The sequence below is a fragment of the Pseudomonas sp. XWY-1 genome (assembly GCF_002953115.1).
Classification (GTDB): domain Bacteria; phylum Pseudomonadota; class Gammaproteobacteria; order Pseudomonadales; family Pseudomonadaceae; genus Aquipseudomonas; species Aquipseudomonas alloputida.
The window spans coordinates 2,218,826-2,237,561 of record NZ_CP026332.1 but is presented as its reverse complement, the minus strand read 5'-3'; the positions used below and the strand labels follow the sequence as shown (position 1 = coordinate 2,237,561).

Sequence of the window (18,736 nt, the reverse complement as noted above, 5' to 3'; positions counted from 1 at the left end):
CTTTGTTTCAGGAGCTCACCATGGGCCTATTGATCGACGGTCGCTGGCACGACCAGTGGTATGAAAACGGCAAGGACGGCACGTTCAAGCGTGAGAATGCCCAGCGCCGCAATCAGCTGCCCGCCCCCGAGGCCGGCCGCTACCACCTGTATGTGTCGCTGGCCTGCCCATGGGCCCACCGCACCCTGATCTTTCGCGCGCTGAAAGGCCTGGAGCCGTTGATCGACGTGTCGGTGGTCAGCTGGCTGATGCAGGACCATGGCTGGACCTTCGATCAGCAGCAAGGCTCCAGCGGGGACCACCTCGACGCCCTGCAGTACCTGCACCAGCGCTACACCCAGGATGACCCGCACTACACAGGGCGCGTGACGGTGCCTGTACTGTGGGACAAGAAAGAGAAGCGCATCGTCAACAATGAGTCGGCAGAAATCATCCGCATATTCAACAGCGCGTTCAACGAGCTGACTGGCAATACCCTGGACCTTTACCCCACATCGCTGCGCACGACCATCGAAGCACTGAACGAGCGCATCTACCCGGCGGTGAACAACGGCGTGTACCGCGCAGGCTTTGCCACCACGCAAGACGCTTACGAGGCTGCCTTTGACGATGTGTTCAACGAGCTGGATTACCTGGAAGCCTTGCTAGGCCGCAATCGCTACCTGGCGGGTGAGTACCTGACCGAGGCTGATGTACGCCTGTTCACTACACTGGTGCGCTTCGATGCCGTGTACCACGGGCACTTCAAGTGCAACCTGCGCCGCCTGAGCGACTACCACAACCTGTCGAACTGGCTGCGTGAGCTGTACCAGTGGCCCGGGGTGGCGGGTACGGTGAACATGGAGCATATCCAGAAGCACTATTACATGAGCCACAAGACCATCAACCCGAACGGGATCGTGCCTAAAGGGCCTTTGCAGGACTTTGGCTTGCCGCATGATCGAGAGCGGTTGGCGGGCAAAGGGATTTGGCAGGCTTGAGAAAGCCGGGGCTGCTTTGCAGCCCATCGCGACACAAGGCCGCTCTTACAAGGACCTTGCAATGCCTGGGGCATGTGCGATGGGCCGCAAAGCGGCCCCAACGATTTCAGCTGTTCTGCGAACCTTCGAACCAGGCCAGCTTGTCACGCAACTGCACCACTTCCCCCACAATCACCAGGGTCGGCGCATGCACCTCATGCTGGGCCACCAGGTCTGGCAAGTCCGCCAAGGTTCCGGTGAACACGCGCTGATTACGCGTGGTCCCCTGCTGCACCAACGCCGCCGGAGTACTCGCGGCACGCCCGTGGCGAATCAGCTCGGCACAGATGGTCGGCAAGCCCACCAAGCCCATGTAGAACACCAAGGTCTGCGCCGGCGCCACCAGGTCATTCCATGGCAGGTTGCTGGTGCCATCCTTGAGGTGCCCGGTGACGAAGCGCACCGACTGGGCATAGTCGCGGTGAGTGAGCGGAATGCCGCCATACGCCGAGCAGCCGCTGGCCGCCGTAATGCCCGGCACCACCTGGAACGGAATGCCGTGCTCGGCCAGCTCTTCGATCTCTTCGCCGCCCCGGCCGAAGATGAACGGGTCGCCACCCTTCAGGCGCAGCACCCGCTTGCCCTGCCGAGCCAGATCGACCAACAGGCGGTTGATCTGGTCCTGCGGCACTGAATGATCAGCGCGGCGCTTGCCTACGTAGATACGCTCGGCATCACGGCGACACATATCGATGATGGCGGGTGCAACCAGGCGGTCGTACAGCACCACGTCGGCCTGCTGCATCAGGCGCAAGGCACGGAAGGTCAGCAAGTCCGGATCACCCGGGCCTGCACCAACCAAGTACACCTCACCACCCTGCTGCACCGGTGCGCCGTCCACCATCGCCTGCAACAGACGTTCGGCTTCAGCACCCTGCCCGGCCAGCTGACGCTCGGCGATCGGCCCCTGGAACACGGTTTCCCAGAAGCCGCGACGCTGGTTGACGTCCGGGTACAAGGATTTGACCTTGTGCCGGAAGCGTGCAGCCAGCCCGGCCAGCTCACCATAGGCCGAAGGTATCCACGCCTCGAGCTTGGCTCGAATCAGGCGTGCCAGTACCGGGGCGTCACCGCCGCTGGAAACAGCAATTACCAGCGGCGAACGGTCCACGATCGCCGGGAAGATCACCGTACACAGGGCCGGCGCATCCACCACATTGACCGGCAGGCTAAGGGCCTGCGCATCGGCCGACACCTGGGCATTCAGCCCAGGGTCGTCAGTCGCCGCGATCACCAGCCGGCAACCGACCAGGTCGGCTGCCTGATAGCCACGCACCAGCACCTCACCGCCACCTTCCCGGGCCAACGCGGCCAACTGGCCGTCGACGTCCGGCGCCACCACGCGCAGCACGCCGCCGGCATCGGCCAGCAGGCGCGCCTTGCGCAAGGCGATCTCACCGCCACCGACGACCAGCACGCGGCCGCCCTGCAGCTTGTGGAACAGCGGCAGGTAATCCATTTAGCGGATGACCTCGACGCCGCCCATGTAAGGCTTCAGCACTTCCGGCACCAGGATCGAACCGTCGGCCTGCTGGTAGTTTTCCAGCACAGCAACCAGGGTACGGCCTACGGCCAGACCGGAGCCGTTGAGCGTGTGCACCAGCTCTGGCTTGCCGGTTTCCGGGTTGCGCCAGCGAGCCTGCATGCGGCGCGCCTGGAAGTCACCACAGTTGGAGCACGAGCTGATTTCGCGGTACTTGTCCTGGCTCGGCACCCACACTTCCAGATCGTAGGTTTTCACCGCACCAAAGCCCATGTCGCCAGTGCACAGGGCCAGCACGCGGTATGGCAGTTCCAGCAGCTGCAGCACGCGCTCGGCATTGGCGGTCAGGCCTTCCAGGGCTTCCATCGACTTGGACGGCTCTACCACCTGCACCATCTCGACTTTGTCGAACTGGTGCTGGCGGATCATGCCGCGGGTGTCACGGCCGGAAGCGCCGGCTTCGCTGCGGAAGCAAGGGGTATGGGCAACCAGTTTCAGCGGCAGCTGCTTGGCGTCGAGGATTTCACCTGCCACCAGGTTGGTCAGCGACACTTCGGCGGTCGGGATCAGGTAGAAGTCAGCCTCGCCATCGCGGGTGATCTTGAACAGGTCTTCCTCGAACTTCGGCAACTGGCCAGTGCCCTGCAGCGCCGGCGCCTGCACCATGTACGGGGTGTAGTGTTCCTCGTAGCCATGCTCGCCGGTGTGCAGGTTGATCATGAACTGCGCCAGGGCGCGGTGCAGGCGGGCAACCGGACCACGCAGCACAGCAAAACGGGCGCCGGACAGCTTGGCAGCCGCTTCGAAGTCCAGGCCACCGCTGATTTCACCGAGGGCCACATGGTCCTTGATTTCGAAGTCGAACGCCTTCGGCGTGCCCCAACGGCGCACTTCGACGTTGTCGTCCTCGCTGGCACCGACCGGTACGCTGGCGTCCGGCAGGTTGGGAATGGTCAGCAGGATGCCATCCAGCTCGGCCTGAATGGCGTCCAGCTCAGCCTTGCCGGCAGCCAGTTCGTTGGCCATGCGCTCGACGTCCGCCATCAGCGGGGCGATGTCTTCGCCCTTGGCCTTGGCCTGGCCGATGGACTTGGAACGGGCGTTACGCTCAGCCTGCAGTTGTTCGGTGCGGGTTTGCACCGCCTTGCGGCGCTCTTCCAGTGATTCGATGCGCGCGACATCCAGGCTGAAGCCACGGGAGGCCAGGCGGTCCGCCACTTCCTGAAGTTGGCCGCGTAACAGTTTGGAATCGAGCATATCGTTCTCTCGTTATATGTAGGTGTTGGTTCAGAATCGGGTCAGGGACAGGCCAGCCCAGGTTGCGAGCAGCCCGCCCACCACGCTGATACTGGTATAGCCCAAGGCAAGGGGCACTTGCCCGCTTTCCATCAGGCGCACGGTATCGAGCGAGAAGGAGGAAAAGGTCGTCAGGCCACCGAGAAAGCCGACAATCAGGCCGGCGCGCAATTCGACCGGCGCCAGCGGCTTGTGCAAGAACAAGCCATAGAGCAAGCCGATCAGCAGGCAGCCAACCAGGTTGACCGCCAGCGTACCGGCATAGAAGTGCCGTGGCCAGTGGGCCGCCACCCAGTTGGTGGTAGCAAAGCGCAACAAGGTACCAGCAATACCACCGGCGCTGACCGCGGCGATGAGTGCAATCATGGTTTTCTCCGCTGGCGGGGGCTGTTGCGGTCGAGGTCAGCCAGGTGGCGCAGCTTCTCGCCAATTTTCAGTTCCAGGCCACGGGGCACCGGCTGATAGTACTGGCGCGGCTCCAGTTCATCGGGGAAGTAATCCTCTCCGGCGGCGTAGGCGTCGGGTTCATCATGGGCATAGCGGTACTCGTCGCCATAGCCCAACTGCTTCATCAGCTTGGTCGGGGCATTGCGCAAGTGCAACGGCACCTCCAGCGAACCGTGCTCGGCCGCTTCACGCAGGGCGGTCTTGAAGCCCACGTACACCGCGTTGCTCTTGGGTGCACAGGCAAGGTAGGTGATGGCCTGGGCCACCGCCAACTCGCCCTCGGGGCTGCCAAGGCGCTCCTGCACATCCCAGGCAGCCAGGCACAGGCTAAGCGCACGCGGGTCGGCATTACCGATGTCCTCGCTGGCCATGCGTACCACGCGGCGGGCGATGTACAGCGGATCGCAGCCGCCGTCGAGCATGCGTGCAAACCAGTACAGGGCGCCATCGGGGTTGGAGCCGCGCACCGACTTGTGCAGCGCGGATATCTGGTCGTAGAACGCCTCGCCGCCTTTGTCGAAGCGGCGGCGACTGTCACCCAGCAGGCTCTGTAGCATCTCGACGTCGATCTCGCTGCCGTCTTCAGCCAGGTCCGAGGCGTTCTCGAGGAAGTTGAGCATGCGCCGGCCATCGCCGTCGGCAGCGGCCATCAGCATCTTGAAGGCGTCGTCGCCCACCCGCAGGTTGCGCTTGCCCAGGCCACGCTCTTCCGTCAGCGCACGGTTGACCAGCTTGCGCAGGGCGGCTTCGTCCAGGCTCTTGAGCACATACACCCGCGCCCGTGACAGCAGCGCGTTGTTCAGCTCGAACGACGGGTTTTCGGTGGTGGCACCGATGAACAGCAGGGTGCCGTCCTCGACATAGGGCAGAAAGGCGTCCTGCTGCGACTTGTTGAAGCGGTGCACCTCGTCAACGAACAGGATGGTACGACGGCCATACTGGCCAGCCTGCTGTTTGGCCACCTCCACCGCCTGGCGGATCTCTTTCACCCCGGCCAGCACCGCCGACACCGTTTCGAAGTGCGCATCGCAGAACTGCGCCAGCAACCGCGCCAGCGTGGTCTTGCCGACCCCAGGCGGCCCCCAGAAGATCATCGAGTGCAGCGCACCTTGCTCCAGCGCTTCGCGCAGCGGTTTACCGCGCGCCAGCAGGTGCTCCTGGCCGACGTACTCATCCAGGCTGGACGGGCGCAGACGGGCAGCCAGGGGCTGGGCGACGGGTTCGCTTCGAAACAGGTCCATGGCGAGCTCTGGTTACTCCTTGATCACGTCCGCGCCCTTGGGGATGTCGAACTTGAACTTGCTGTCCGGCACCGCCTGGTTGGCCTTGACGCCATTGAACAGGATGTTGGTGCGCTGGCCGACGCTGTCGATCAGCTGCATGTCATTGATCAGGCCTTTGCGGAACGACACGCGGAGCGAGTCGAACAGGGTGTCCTTGGTCTTTGGCTTGAGGGTGAAGTCCATTACTTCGCCCTGCTCCTTGGACGCAATATCAAAGCTCTGACTGATCTTCGACACGTCACCGGACAGCAACAAGGCCGGGGTCTGGTTCAGGCGCACGTCGAGCTTCTTGATGGTGGCCTGTTCCAGGTCCGGGTCCCACAGGGTGACGTTCTTGCCGTCCGACACCACCACTTGCTCCTGCGGTGCATCGGTGTGCCAGTAGAACAGGCCCGGGCGCTTGACCGTCATCTTGCCCGAGGTTTCCTGCAGGCTGGTGCCATCGGCGCCCAGGGTCAGCTGGGAGAAGTTGGCCTCGATGGTCTGCGACTTTTCCAGCAACTGGGTCAGGCGTTGTACGTCTTGCTCACCGGCATAAGCAGTAACCGAGCCCAGGGTCAGGGCAGAAACCAACAGCATGCGAATCGCGCGCATGGGAATCCTCATTGAGCGTTGAAAAGGCCGGGCGCCACCGTTGGCGCCCGGCAGGGTGTTCATCAGTCGCGCGGGCCGCCCGGGGCTATCACTTCCCGCGAGCCGTTGCTGTTCATCGGGGTGACAACGCCAGCCATCTCCATCGACTCGATCATGCGCGCGGCACGGTTGTAGCCGATCTTCAGCTTGCGTTGCACGGCAGAAATGGAGGCGCGACGGCTCTCGAGCACGAATTGCACCGCCTCATCATACAGGGCGTCGGTTTCAGCATCGTCACCCTCGCCACCGCCGCCGCCGCCGTCAAAGCCGCTACCGGCTTCTTCGACGCCGTTGAGGATGTCGTCGTTGTAGTCCGGGGCGCCACGCAGCTTCCACGCCTCGACCGTGCGGTGCACTTCGTCGTCGGACACGAATGCGCCGTGCACCCGGATCGGCAGGCTGGTGCCCGGCGGCATGTACAGCATGTCGCCATGGCCCAGCAGCTGTTCGGCACCGCCCTGGTCGATGATGGTACGCGAGTCGATCTTGCTCGACACCTGGAACGCCATACGGGTCGGGATGTTGGCCTTGATCAGGCCGGTGATCACGTCCACCGACGGGCGCTGGGTGGCGAGGATCAGGTGAATACCGGCCGCCCGTGCCTTCTGCGCGATACGGGCGATCAGCTCTTCGACCTTCTTGCCGACGATCATCATCATGTCGGCGAATTCGTCCACCACCACCACGATGGTCGGCAAGGTTTTCAGCGCAGGCGGCTCATCGTCCATGCTCTCACGGCGATACAGCGGGTCGTGGATGATTTCGCCAGCTTCCTGGGCGTCCTTGATCTTGCGGTTGAAACCGGCCAGGTTACGCACGCCCATGGCCGCCATCAGTTTGTAGCGCCGCTCCATTTCGGCCACGCTCCAGCGCAGGGCATTGGCGGCGTCCTTCATGTCGGTGACCACCGGGCACAGCAGGTGCGGGATGCCTTCGTAGATCGACAGTTCAAGCATTTTCGGGTCGATCATGATCAGCCGCGCGTCTTCCGGGCTGGACTTGAACAGGATCGACAAAATCATCGCGTTCACACCCACCGACTTACCGGAGCCGGTAGTACCGGCCACCAACAGGTGCGGCATCTTGGCCAGGTCGGTGATCACCGGCTTGCCACCAATGTCGTGGCCCAGCGCCAGCGTGACGGGCGATTTCTGCTCGTCGTACTGCGGCGTGGCCAGCACTTCGGAGAAGCGCACCATCTGGCGGTTTTCGTTGGGTATCTCGATACCTACCGTGGTCTTGCCAGGGATGACCTCGACCACTCGCACACTGGTCACGGCCAGCGAACGCGCCAGGTCCTTGGCCAGGTTGGCGATGCGGCTGACCTTCACACCAGCGGCCGGCTGGATTTCGTAACGGGTAATCACCGGGCCGGGGTGGATCGAATCCACCGCCACTTCCACACCGAATTCCTTGAGCTTGATTTCCAGCAACTGGCCGACGCCGGCCAGGGATTCTGGCGAATACTCAATCTTTTTCTGTTCGGCCGGGTCGAGGATGGAAATCGAGGGCAAGGTGCCTTCCACGGCGCTGTCGACGAACAGCGGCGCCTGCTTTTCCTTCATCGCCCGCTTGCTCGGCTCCGGCGCTCTGCTGGCGGCGGACGGCGGCACAATGGTGGGTGCTGCGTGCTGCTGGCGGGGCACCACGGTTTCGCGCGGCGCCAATGCCTCAGGCGCCGTTTCACGTGGCGGCACAATCGGTTCGCGTGCAAGGGTTGGCTCACGCGGCTCGACAGGCTGAGCGGGTGGCTCTTCACGCTTGAGGATGCGCTCGCGCAGTGACGGTTTGGCCGGCTCGCGCTTCTCGGCAGCCATCGGCGCGGCCTTGAACACCGGTTCGTCCTCGCGCAGCTGTGCCTCGAGGCGCTTGCGCTCGTTGCGCGCTTCCCACCAGCGGGTGGCAGCCCCTTGCACCAGTTCGAACAGGTCGAGGGTGATCTTGCCGGTCAGGTCCATCACCTTGAACCACGACAGGTCGGTGAAGACGGTCAGGCCGAACAGGAACAGGGCAATGAACATCAGCGTGCTGCCCTGCACGTTGAGCAGGTTGCGCGCCAGGTCGCCCAGGCTTTCGCCCAGTGCACCACCGGCAGAGAACGGCAGGCTGGCGGGCGGATGGAAGTGGATATGCGCCAGCGCCGCCCCCGACAACACCAGGAACACCAGGCCAATCAGCCGCCAGGAGAACAGCCAGCCGCTCCAGTCCCATGGCTGGTGGCGTTCGCGGAAAATCTGCCAGGTCTTGACCGCCAGCAGCAGCGGGAAAATATAGGCAAAGTAACCCAGCACCATGAACAGGATGTCGGCGAAGTAGGCACCGGCACGCCCGGCCGCATTCTGAACCTGGTCGACGTTGCTGGTGTGGCTGAAGCCCGGGTCCGACGTATCGTAGGTCAGCAGCGCCATCCACAGGTATAGGCACAGCGCGCCGACAGCGATCAACGCACCTTCCTTGAGGCGATAATGCAGCTGCTGCCGCCACAGTGGCACAGGCAATGGAGCTGGAGTTGCGGTGGATTTCTTCAAAACGCGTCTATTCCTGCGCGTGGTGCGCGTCCAATAGTGATCGGCCGCTGCGCGACCAACGAACCACTACTTTTAACATTACTGCCCGCCAGCCGCCATGGCGGCACGCCGTATGGGGGTTTGGCCGGGGGCGAATTCATATAGCTGCAATTTGAGCATGCATTTTCTTTCGTGACAAAGGCTTATGCTGTGTTTTTGCACAGGTGTGACAGCAAATGTAGCGGATGGTGCCTGCGGTTTGATGAATGTGTAGGAAATTGCCCTGAATTGCCGCAAAACTGCCTCACTTCCCTGTAGGGGTAGCCTTGTGCAGGTTACCGCGCTGGCTTTGAGCCCCCAAAGAGATTGACCCCGCTTTTCACCCAAGCCATGCTGCCCTCTCCCCTCCCCCACCGCACGATAGACCATGCTCACCTGGCTGACCCGCGACTCGCTTACCTTCCCGCCCCTGGAAAAGGCGCTGCACGACCCCAACGGCCTACTGGCCGCCGGCGGCGACCTGAGCCCCGAGCGCCTGGTGCAGGCGTATCGCCATGGCTGCTTCCCGTGGTACCAGGACGGCCAACCGATCCTGTGGTGGTCACCCGACCCGCGCACGGTGTTGTTGCCTGACCAGTTGCATGTGTCACGCTCGCTGGCCAAGCTGATGCGCCAAGGCCGCTACCAGGTCAGCTTCGACACCGACTTCCCGGCCGTGATCGCCGCCTGCGCCGCGCCTCGCGACTACGCTGACGGCACCTGGATCACCGACACCATGCGCAACGCCTACTGCGAGCTGCACCGCCGTGGCATCGCCCATTCGGTCGAAGTTCGCCAGGACGGCGAACTGGTCGGGGGCCTGTACGGCCTCGCCATGGGCCAGCTGTTCTTTGGCGAATCGATGTTCAGCCGCGCCGACAACGCCTCCAAGGTCGGTTTCGTGACCTTGGTCAACCACCTGCGAGACGCCGGCTTCGTGCTTATCGACTGCCAGATGCCGACCAACCACCTGCACAGCCTGGGCGCCCACGCCATCAGCCGTGCCGAGTTCGCCAGCTACCTGGCACGCCACCTTGACCAGCCCAACAGTGCTTCATGGGTTGCCTAGGCGAGTTCCCGTAGCTGGCTTACACTTAAAACAAAGTCTCACCGAAGGGGTTGATCATGACAGAGTTGGCGCGGTTGAAGTTCTATGCCACTCAGCCCCACTCCTGCAGCTACCTGCCGGAGGAGCAGGCGACCACGCTGTTCCTCGACCCCAGCCAGCCGATGGACGTGCACGTGTACGCCGATTTGTCGGAAATGGGCTTTCGCCGCAGTGGCGACCACCTGTACCGCCCACACTGCCAGAACTGCAACGCCTGCGTGCCGGCGCGCATCCCGGCGGCGCGCTTCATCCCCAACCGCCAGCAGCGTCGCATACTCAAACGTAACGCCGACCTGACCGTAACCGCAGCGCGCCCGGCGTTCAAGGAAGAGTATTTCGAGCTGTACCGGCGCTATATCGAAACGCGCCACGCCGATGGCGACATGTACCCGCCCAGCCGCGATCAGTTTTCCACCTTCCTGGTACGCGACCTGCCGTTCTGCTGGTTCTACGAGTTTCGCCTGGAAGGCCGGTTGATGGCGGTGGCAGTGTGCGACCTGCTGCCCAATGGCCTGTCGGCGGTGTACACCTTCTACGAGCCGGACGAGGAGCGCCGCAGCCTTGGCCGTTTCGCCATTCTCTGGCAGATCACCGAAGCGCTGCGCCAGAACCTGGAGGCGGTTTACCTGGGCTACTGGATCAAGAACTGCAAGAAGATGAACTACAAGACGCAGTACCGACCTATCGAGCTGCTGATAAACCAGCGCTGGGTCACCCTCAACTGAAAGCATTGGCTTGACACGCAGTTTTCCGGCATAATCCACGCCACTTTTTTGCCCGGTGCGGATATGCGTCGGGCTAACATTGGATCCGAGGGCTCAACTGCATGTCGAAAGAAGACAGCTTCGAAATGGAAGGTACTGTCGTCGACACCCTGCCCAACACCATGTTCCGCGTGGAGTTGGAAAACGGGCACGTCGTAACCGCGCACATCTCCGGAAAGATGCGCAAGAACTACATCCGCATTCTCACTGGCGACAAGGTCCGCGTCGAGCTGACGCCGTACGACCTGAGCAAGGGCCGCATCACCTACCGTGCGCGCTAAGCTCAAGCCATGAAAAAGCCCGGCCAGGTGCCGGGCTTTTTTGTGCCTCAAGAAATTGCAGGGGCTGCAAGGCAGCCCCTGCACATCACGCGACCTCAGCCGTGGTTTCGAAGTCGAACACCAGTTCGCCATCGCGCAGGTCGACATGCACCACGCCACCATGCTCGGCCAGCTCGCCAAACAGGATCTCCTCGGCCAGCGGCCGCTTGATCTTGTCCTGGATCAGCCGCGCCATTGGCCGCGCGCCCATCTGCACGTCATAGCCCGAAACCGCCAGCCAACCGCGTGCTTCATCGCTGACTTCCAGCAGCACACGCTTGTCTTCCAGCTGCGCCTGCAATTCGATAAGGAACTTGTCGACGATGCTTTTGATCGTCTCCGTGCTCAGGCGGCCAAACTGGATGATGGTATCCAGACGGTTGCGGAACTCTGGCGTGAAGCTCTTGCGGATCACTTCCATGGCATCGGACGCGTGGTCCTGATGAGTGAAGCCGATCGACGCCCGCGCCGCAGTTTCTGCACCGGCGTTAGTGGTCATGATCAGGATCACGTTACGGAAGTCGGCCTTGCGCCCGTTGTTGTCGGTCAGGGTACCGTGGTCCATCACCTGCAGCAGCAGATTGAAGACTTCCGGGTGGGCCTTCTCGATTTCATCGAGCAACAATACGCAGTGCGGCTGTTTGGTGATCGCCTCGGTCAACAAGCCACCCTGGTCAAAACCGACATAACCCGGCGGCGCACCAATCAAACGCGACACGGTGTGGCGCTCCATGTACTCAGACATGTCGAAACGCACCAACTCCACCCCCAGCGCCTTGGCCAATTGCCGCGCCGCTTCCGTCTTGCCGACGCCGGTAGGGCCGGCGAACAGGAACGAACCCACCGGCTTGTCTGGCGACTTGAGGCCGGCACGGGACAACTTGATCGCGGTGGCCAGCGAGTCGATTGCCTGGTCCTGGCCAAACACGGTCAGTTTCAGGTCGCGCTCAAGGTTGCGCAGCAGCTCCTTGTCGGAACTGGTGACGTGCTTCGGCGGAATTCGCGCAATCTTGGCGACGATGTCCTCCACTTGCGGCACATCAATGCGCTTGACGCGACTGGCCTCTGGCTGCAAGCGCTGGTAGGCCCCAGCCTCATCGATCACATCAATGGCCTTGTCAGGCATGTGCCGGTCGTTGATGTAGCGCGATGCCAGTTCGGCGGCGGCGCGCAGGGCTTCGTCGCTGTACTCAATGTTGTGGTGGCTTTCGAAACGCCCTTTCAGGCCGCGCAGAATGCCCACGGTGTCTTCGACCGATGGCTCGCTGACATCCACCTTCTGGAAGCGACGCGCCAGGGCACGATCCTTCTCGAAGATGCCGCGAAACTCCTGGAACGTGGTCGAACCGATGCAGCGGATTTCCCCCGACGACAGCAGCGGCTTGAGCAGGTTGGAGGCATCCATCACCCCGCCCGACGCCGCACCGGCGCCGATGATGGTGTGAATTTCGTCGATGAACAGGATGGCCTGCGGACGCTTGCGCAGCTCACCGAGCAGCGCCTTGAAGCGCTTCTCGAAGTCACCACGGTATTTGGTACCGGCCAGCAAGGCGCCCAGATCGAGGGAGTACACCACGCTCTGTGCCAGCAGGTCAGGCACCTGACCATCGACGATGCGCTTGGCCAGGCCTTCGGCGATGGCCGTCTTGCCCACGCCTGCCTCACCCACCAACAGCGGGTTGTTCTTGCGCCGACGAGCGAGGATTTGCGCCACACGCTCCACTTCCTGCTCGCGACCTACCAGCGGATCGATACGGCCGGCACGGGCCAGCTCGTTCAGGTTGCTGGCGTAGGCGTCCAGCGGGTTGCTCGAAGAGGAGGTTTCGCCCCCCTCATCGTCCTGCATGTCCTGCTCGCTTTCAGACTGTGCACCATGCCCTGGCACCTTGGAGATGCCATGGGCGATGTAGTTGACCACGTCGATACGGGCCACGCTCTGCTGCTTGAGCAGGAACACGGCCTGGCTTTCCTGTTCGCTGAAGATCGCCACCAGCACGTTGGCGCCGGTCACTTCGCGCTTGCCAGAGCTTTGCACGTGGAACACGGCACGCTGCAGCACGCGCTGGAAGCCCAGGGTCGGCTGGGTTTCACGGTCTTCGTCGTTGACAGGGATCAACGGCGTGGTGGAGTCGATGAACTCTTGCAGGTCATGCTTGAGCTTGTCGAGATTGGCGCCACAGGCGCGCAGAACGGTCGCGGCAGCCTCATTGTCAAGGAGTGCCAGCAGCAGATGCTCGACGGTCATGAACTCATGACGCTTCGAACGGGCCTCCTTGAAGGCAAGATTGAGGGTGACTTCGAGCTCGCGGTTTAACATAGCTTCACCTCATACCCAAGTGGTCGGCGATTAACCGTCCTTCTCGATTTCACAGAGTAGCGGATGCTGGCTTTCCCTGGCGTATTGGTTGACCTGCATAGCCTTTGTTTCGGCGATGTCACGGGTAAACAATCCGCACACTGCCCGCCCCTCGGTATGGACGGTCAGCATGATCTTGGTCGCCAGCTCGCGGTTCAGACTGAAGAACGTCTCGAGCACTTCGACGACGAAATCCATTGGCGTGTAGTCATCGTTGAACAAAACCACCTTGTACATCGGTGGCGCCTGCAGGATCGGCTTGGCTTCCTGAACTGCAAGACCTGAGCCGTCGTCCTCATTCGATTGCGGGCGATCCTGATTGAATGTTAGTCGAATCTCACTAGGTGCATGCATGGAAAGAATTTCATCATGAGCGTCAGGTTAAGGTTGCGGGTTGACTGCACAGGCCACCGCCAGCGCAGGCGCCGCGTGACCTTGACTATCGGCAAAACGGTGTTACAACCAATAAGAACCCACCGTGGTCGATAAAGATCCGCGCAGTCAACCAGATTTTTCGCAAGGTTCGTATGCGGATGAAGTGGATGATACTCCAGTGATGGAGTCCTTTGCAGAGGGACATAGGGATGGCAAGCGGTAAAGTCAAGTGGTTCAACAATGCCAAGGGCTATGGATTCATCAATGAGGAAGGTAAATCCGATGACCTGTTCGCCCATTATTCCGCCATCCGAATGGACGGATACAAGACCCTGAAGGCTGGCCAGGCCGTGGTATTCGACATCGTCCAGGGCCCCAAAGGCTTGCACGCCGTTGAAATCAAAGATGCCGCGGCCGCTGCAGCAGAGGCTGCCAGAACCCTGGGCGAGCCGCAAAGCGAAACTGCAAAAGCCTGACTGCCTGCGCTGTGCCGATAGACGAAAAAACCGGCCGCCTCTTTACAGGAGGCGACCGGTTTTCTGTTGCCTTACATGTGTTTGATCATTTCATCGCCAAAGCCTGAGCTGCTTACCAGCTTGGCCCCCTCCATCAACCGCTCGAAATCGTAGGTCACGGTCTTGGCCGCAATGGCGCCATTGGTGCCCTTGATGATCAGGTCGGCGGCCTCGGTCCACCCCATGTGGCGCAGCATCATCTCTGCCGAGAGGATCACCGAGCCCGGGTTGACCTTGTCCTGCCCGGCATACTTGGGTGCCGTGCCGTGAGTGGCCTCGAACATGGCCACGGTGTCGGACAGGTTGGCGCCCGGGGCAATGCCGATACCACCCACTTCCGCCGCCAGGGCATCGGACAGGTAGTCACCGTTGAGGTTGAGGGTGGCGATCACGTCGTACTCGGCCGGGCGTAGCAGGATCTGCTGCAGCATGGCGTCGGCGATGGCGTCCTTGACGATGACCTCGCGACCGGTCTTGGGGTTCTTGAATTTCATCCACGGGCCACCATCGAGCAGTTCAGCACCGAACTCGTCACGCGCCACCTCGTACCCCCAGTCCTTGAAGGCACCCTCGGTGAACTTCATGATGTTGCCCTTGTGCACCAGGGTCAGTGATTCGCGGTCGTTATCCACCACATACTGCAGGGCCTTGCGCACCAGACGCTTGGTACCCTCCTTCGACACCGGCTTGACGCCGATACCACAGTCCTGGTCGAAGCGGATCTTGGTGACCCCCATTTCCTCCTTGAGAAACTTGATCACCTTGTTCGCCTCAGGCGACCCGGCCTTCCACTCGATGCCGGCATAGATGTCTTCGGAGTTCTCGCGGAAGATCACCATGTCGACGTCGCCCGGCTTTTTCACCGGGCTCGGTACACCCTGGAACCACAGCACCGGCCGCAGGCACACATACAGGTCCAGTTGCTGGCGCAGGGCCACGTTGAGCGAGCGGATGCCGCCACCGACCGGGGTGGTCAGCGGGCCCTTGATCGATACCACGTAATCACGCACGGCATCGAGGGTTTCCTGCGGCAGCCAGGTATCCTGGTCATACACCTGGGTGGCTTTCTCGCCAGCGTACACCTCCATCCAGGCAATCTTGCGCTTGCCGCCGTAGGCCTTCTCCACGGCGGCATCGACCACCTTGATCATGACCGGCGAAACATCGACGCCGATCCCGTCGCCTTCGATGTAAGGAATGATCGGATGATCAGGCACGTTGAGCGAATGATCTGCATTGACGGTGATCTTGCTGCCGTCGGTCGGAACCTTGATTTTCTGGTATCCCATGCTTGCACTACTCCGCTATCGGGTGTGGTTTGGACATCGTGCGATCCACTGAGCCTAAACCACATCTGCCGACCTGCAAGGCATGCGACAACCCGCCGCATTGCCGCTTAGTCTTTGGTCTTATAAATGGGCCGATATCACTTGGCCTTGCTGATTAGCCCAAATGGTTTGGTATACTCCGCCGCGACCGAAGGGTCATCGGGGCGAATCCCAGGAAAATGCGGACCGCCCTAGGCCATGAATGGCCATAAAGCCTGGGTTGTTACCGCAGCTCAGCACTTGACGCTCGACTGATGCATCCACCATCACCGCTCGCAGCCTCTCGACTTTCCGCTCATGGTGCTACCAGGGCGATGCGCCTACCCTGCGCACCACGAGACTCGAGCACGCTCAGCACACAGAGAGTTAACCCGCATGCCCACCCGTTCCAAGATCATCTATACCTTCACCGACGAAGCCCCCGCCCTCGCCACTTACTCGCTGCTGCCGATCATCGAAGCGTTCACCGCTTCGGCTGACATCGCTGTCGAAACTCGCGACATTTCCCTGGCTGGCCGTATCCTTGCCGCCTTCCCGGAGCAACTGGGCGCAGAGAAGCAAGTAGGCGATCACCTGGCGGAACTGGGCCAGCTGGCTACCACCCCTGAAGCCAACATCATCAAGCTGCCGAACATCAGCGCCTCGGTACCGCAGCTCAAAGCCGCGATCAAGGAACTGCAAGGCAAGGGCTTCAACATCCCTGACTACGCCGACGAGCCGGCCACCGCGGAAGAAAAAGAATCCCGCGCCCGCTACGACCGCATCAAGGGCTCCGCCGTGAACCCGGTGCTGCGCGAAGGCAACTCCGACCGCCGCGCGCCGCTGTCGGTCAAGAACTACGCCCGCAAGCACCCACACAAGATGGGCGCCTGGGCCGCTGACTCCAAGTCGCACGTTGCCCACATGACCCAGGGTGACTTCTACGGCAGCGAAAAAGCCGCACTGATCGAAGCTGACGACAGCCTGCGCATCGAGCTGGTCGGCAAAGACGGCAGCACCACCGTGCTGAAAGAAAAGACCGCCGTCAAAGCCGCCGAAGTCATCGACTGCGCCACCATGAGCCGCAAGGCCCTGAAAGCCTTCATCGCCGAACAGATCGCCGATGCCAAGGCCGCCGGCGTGCTGCTGTCGGTGCACCTGAAAGCCACCATGATGAAGGTCTCCGACCCGATCATGTTCGGCGTCATCGTCGAAGAATTCTACAACGACGTGCTGACCAAGCACGCCGCTGCCCTGGCCGAAGTAGGCTTCAACGCCAACAACGGTATCGGCGACCTGTACGCCCGCATCAAGGACCTGCCAGCCGACAAGCAGGCCGAGATCGAAGCCGACATCCAGGCCCTGTACGCAGAGCGCCCAGCCCTGGCCATGGTCAACTCCGACAAAGGCATCACCAACCTGCACGTGCCGAGCGACGTGATCGTCGACGCCTCGATGCCGGCCATGATCCGTGACTCGGGCAAGATGTGGAACGCCGCAGGCGAACTGCAAGACGCCAAGGCCGTGATCCCGGACCGCTGCTACGCCGGCATCTACCAGGCCACCATCGAAGACTGCAAGGTCAACGGTGCCTTCGACCCGACCACCATGGGCAGCGTGCCGAACGTTGGCCTGATGGCGCAGAAAGCCGAAGAGTATGGCTCCCACGACAAGACCTTCCAGATCAAGGCTGACGGCGTGGTTCGCGTAGTCGATGGCAAGGGCAACGTCGTGCTGGAGCAGAACGTCGAAGCCGGTGACATCTTCCGCATGTGCCAGACCAAGGACGCGCCGATCCAGGACTGGGTCAAGCTGGCCGTCAACCGTGCCCGCCTGAGCAACACCCCGGCGGTGTTCTGGCTGGACCCGGCTCGCGCCCACGACGGCGTCATGATCGAGAAGGTGCAGAAGTACCTGAAAGATCACGACACCACCGGCCTGGACATCCGCATCCTGGCACCGGTCGACGCCATCAAGTTCTCCCTGGCCCGCATCCGCGAAGGCAAGGACACCATCTCGGTGACCGGCAACGTGCTGCGCGACTACCTGACCGACCTGTTCCCGATCATGGAACTGGGCACAAGCGCCAAGATGCTGTCGATCGTGCCGCTGATGAACGGCGGTGGCCTGTTCGAAACCGGCGCCGGCGGTTCGGCTCCGAAGCACGTGCAGCAGCTGGTTGAAGAGAACTTCCTGCGTTGGGACTCGCTGGGTGAATTCCTGGCCCTGGCCGCTTCCCTGGAGCACCTGGGCAACACCTACGACAACCCGCGCGCCAAGGTTCTGGCCAACACCCTGGACCAGGCTACCGGCAAGTTCCTCGACACCAACAAGTCGCCGTCGCGCAAAGTCGGCGGTATCGACAACCGCGGTAGCCACTTCTACCTGACCCTGTACTGGGCCGAGGCCTTGGCCGCTCAGACGGACGACGCTGCCCTGCAGGCACGCTTCGCACCACTGGCAAAAACCCTGGCCGAGAACGAAGCGACCATCGTCGCCGAGCTCAACGCCGTTCAGGGCAAGCCAGCCGACATCGGCGGCTACTACGCCCCGGATGCCGAGCTGACCGCCAAGGTGATGCGCCCAAGCCAGACCCTGAACAGCGCCATCGCCGCGCTGTAAGGTTCGCTTGAAGTAACAGCACAAACCCCGGCCACGCACCGGGGTTTGTGCTTTCTGGGAAATGGGGCCGCTCTGCGGCCCTTCGCGGGCAAGCCCGCTCCCACAGGAGAGGTGCAGTTTGTGAGACCTGCGCTGCACCTTGTGGGAGCGGGCTTGCCCGCGAAGGGCTGCAAAGCAGCCCCAGCCATCCAAAAGGACAGCGCAAATGACTTGGCAACCCCACATCACCGTCGCCACCCTCGTCGAACACGAAGGCAGGTTCCTCTTCGTCGAAGAATTCAAAGCCGGCCAGCACGTTTTCAACCAGCCCGCCGGGCACCTCGAGCCAAATGAAACCCTGCCCCAGGCCGCCCTGCGCGAAACCCTGGAAGAAACCGCCTGGGAAGTCGAGCTGACCGGCGTGGTCGGCATCTACCTGTACACCGCCCCCAGCAACGGCGTGACCTACCAGCGCGTCTGCTTCGCCGCCCGCCCCGTGCGCCATCACGCCGACCTGGCACTGGACAGCGATATCGTCCGCGCCGTGTGGCTGACCCGCGACGAACTGCTGGCCGACCCCACTCGCTGGCGCAGCGAGCTGGTGCCGCGCTGCCTGGATGACTACCTCAAAGGCCCGCTGCACAGCCTCGACCTGCTACGCGACTGACGCGGCGCCGCGGGTT

The 18,736-nt window shown here is 62.1% G+C and carries 16 protein-coding genes; 7 read left to right on the top strand and 9 right to left on the bottom strand.

Annotation, left to right across the window (positions count from 1 at the left end):
* Positions 1 to 20 precede the first annotated feature (20 nt).
* Entirely contained in the window at positions 21 to 980 is a 960-nt protein-coding gene (locus PRJ_RS10340; protein WP_104961313.1) for a glutathione S-transferase family protein, read from the top strand.
* 106 nt (positions 981 to 1,086) lie between these two features.
* On the opposite strand, the gene cysG is transcribed toward PRJ_RS10340, so the two are convergent.
* The 6 genes from cysG to PRJ_RS10310 all read right to left on the bottom strand — a co-directional run bounded on the left by cysG (position 1,087) and on the right by PRJ_RS10310 (position 8,689).
* Positions 1,087 to 2,478 carry a siroheme synthase CysG gene (cysG, locus tag PRJ_RS10335; RefSeq protein ID WP_010954807.1) on the bottom strand — a complete coding sequence of 464 codons (1,392 nt, stop codon included), beginning with the start codon at positions 2,476 to 2,478 and terminating at the stop codon, positions 1,087 to 1,089.
* The gene (serS, locus tag PRJ_RS10330) at positions 2,479 to 3,759 is read right to left on the bottom strand and encodes a serine--tRNA ligase (RefSeq protein ID WP_020191942.1); all 1,281 of its coding nucleotides are present in this window, start codon (positions 3,757 to 3,759) and stop codon (positions 2,479 to 2,481) included.
* A 30-nt stretch (positions 3,760 to 3,789) separates the two neighbouring features.
* Positions 3,790 to 4,164 (bottom strand): fluoride efflux transporter CrcB, encoded by a 375-nt coding sequence (crcB, locus tag PRJ_RS10325; RefSeq protein WP_003251205.1) that lies wholly within the window; start codon positions 4,162 to 4,164, stop codon positions 3,790 to 3,792.
* Positions 4,161 to 5,486: a replication-associated recombination protein A gene (locus PRJ_RS10320; protein WP_010954809.1), complete on the bottom strand. Its 1,326-nt coding sequence runs from the start codon at positions 5,484 to 5,486 to the stop codon at positions 4,161 to 4,163. The genes crcB and PRJ_RS10320 overlap by 4 nt, the downstream gene beginning before the upstream one ends.
* A 12-nt stretch (positions 5,487 to 5,498) precedes the next feature.
* The gene (gene lolA / locus PRJ_RS10315; RefSeq protein ID WP_003251209.1) at positions 5,499 to 6,122 is read right to left on the bottom strand and encodes an outer membrane lipoprotein chaperone LolA; all 624 of its coding nucleotides are present in this window, start codon (positions 6,120 to 6,122) and stop codon (positions 5,499 to 5,501) included.
* 62 nt (positions 6,123 to 6,184) lie between these two features.
* On the bottom strand, positions 6,185 to 8,689 hold the full coding sequence (locus PRJ_RS10310) for a DNA translocase FtsK (RefSeq protein WP_014590374.1): 2,505 nt from the start codon (positions 8,687 to 8,689) through the stop codon (positions 6,185 to 6,187).
* 406 nt (positions 8,690 to 9,095) lie between these two features.
* Here PRJ_RS10310 and aat point away from each other — a divergent pair, with 406 nt between their 5' ends.
* From aat to infA, 3 genes are all read left to right on the top strand, one after another.
* Positions 9,096 to 9,776 carry a leucyl/phenylalanyl-tRNA--protein transferase gene (aat, locus tag PRJ_RS10305; RefSeq protein ID WP_003251213.1) on the top strand — a complete coding sequence of 227 codons (681 nt, stop codon included), beginning with the start codon at positions 9,096 to 9,098 and terminating at the stop codon, positions 9,774 to 9,776.
* 56 nt (positions 9,777 to 9,832) lie between these two features.
* On the top strand, positions 9,833 to 10,540 hold the full coding sequence (locus PRJ_RS10300; protein ID WP_003251215.1) for an arginyltransferase: 708 nt from the start codon (positions 9,833 to 9,835) through the stop codon (positions 10,538 to 10,540).
* 101 nt (positions 10,541 to 10,641) lie between these two features.
* Entirely contained in the window at positions 10,642 to 10,860 is a 219-nt protein-coding gene (gene infA / locus PRJ_RS10295; RefSeq protein ID WP_002553999.1) for a translation initiation factor IF-1, read from the top strand.
* Positions 10,861 to 10,945: 85 nt separating this feature from the next.
* Here the strand turns inward: infA and clpA are convergent, their stop codons facing one another.
* Positions 10,946 to 13,216, bottom strand: a complete 2,271-nt coding sequence (gene clpA / locus PRJ_RS10290) for an ATP-dependent Clp protease ATP-binding subunit ClpA (protein WP_010954812.1) — start codon at positions 13,214 to 13,216, stop codon at positions 10,946 to 10,948.
* Between the two features lie 30 nt (positions 13,217 to 13,246).
* Positions 13,247 to 13,609 (bottom strand): ATP-dependent Clp protease adapter ClpS, encoded by a 363-nt coding sequence (clpS, locus tag PRJ_RS10285; protein ID WP_003251220.1) that lies wholly within the window; start codon positions 13,607 to 13,609, stop codon positions 13,247 to 13,249.
* A 230-nt stretch (positions 13,610 to 13,839) separates the two neighbouring features.
* On the opposite strand from clpS, the gene cspD reads away from it, so the two are divergent.
* Positions 13,840 to 14,106, top strand: a complete 267-nt coding sequence (gene cspD / locus PRJ_RS10280) for a cold shock domain-containing protein CspD (RefSeq protein WP_104961312.1) — start codon at positions 13,840 to 13,842, stop codon at positions 14,104 to 14,106.
* A gap of 71 nt (positions 14,107 to 14,177) precedes the next feature.
* Here cspD and icd read toward each other — a convergent pair whose 3' ends face one another.
* Positions 14,178 to 15,434, bottom strand: coding sequence for an NADP-dependent isocitrate dehydrogenase (gene icd / locus PRJ_RS10275; RefSeq protein WP_014755963.1), 1,257 nt, complete (start codon positions 15,432 to 15,434; stop codon positions 14,178 to 14,180).
* A 414-nt stretch (positions 15,435 to 15,848) separates the two neighbouring features.
* On the opposite strand from icd, the gene PRJ_RS10270 reads away from it, so the two are divergent.
* A complete protein-coding gene (locus PRJ_RS10270; protein WP_010954815.1) occupies positions 15,849 to 18,074 on the top strand; it encodes an NADP-dependent isocitrate dehydrogenase in 2,226 nt (741 codons plus the stop codon).
* 205 nt (positions 18,075 to 18,279) lie between these two features.
* The gene (locus PRJ_RS10265) at positions 18,280 to 18,720 is read left to right on the top strand and encodes an NUDIX hydrolase (RefSeq protein ID WP_104961311.1); all 441 of its coding nucleotides are present in this window, start codon (positions 18,280 to 18,282) and stop codon (positions 18,718 to 18,720) included.
* The last annotated feature ends 16 nt before the right edge of the window (positions 18,721 to 18,736 follow it).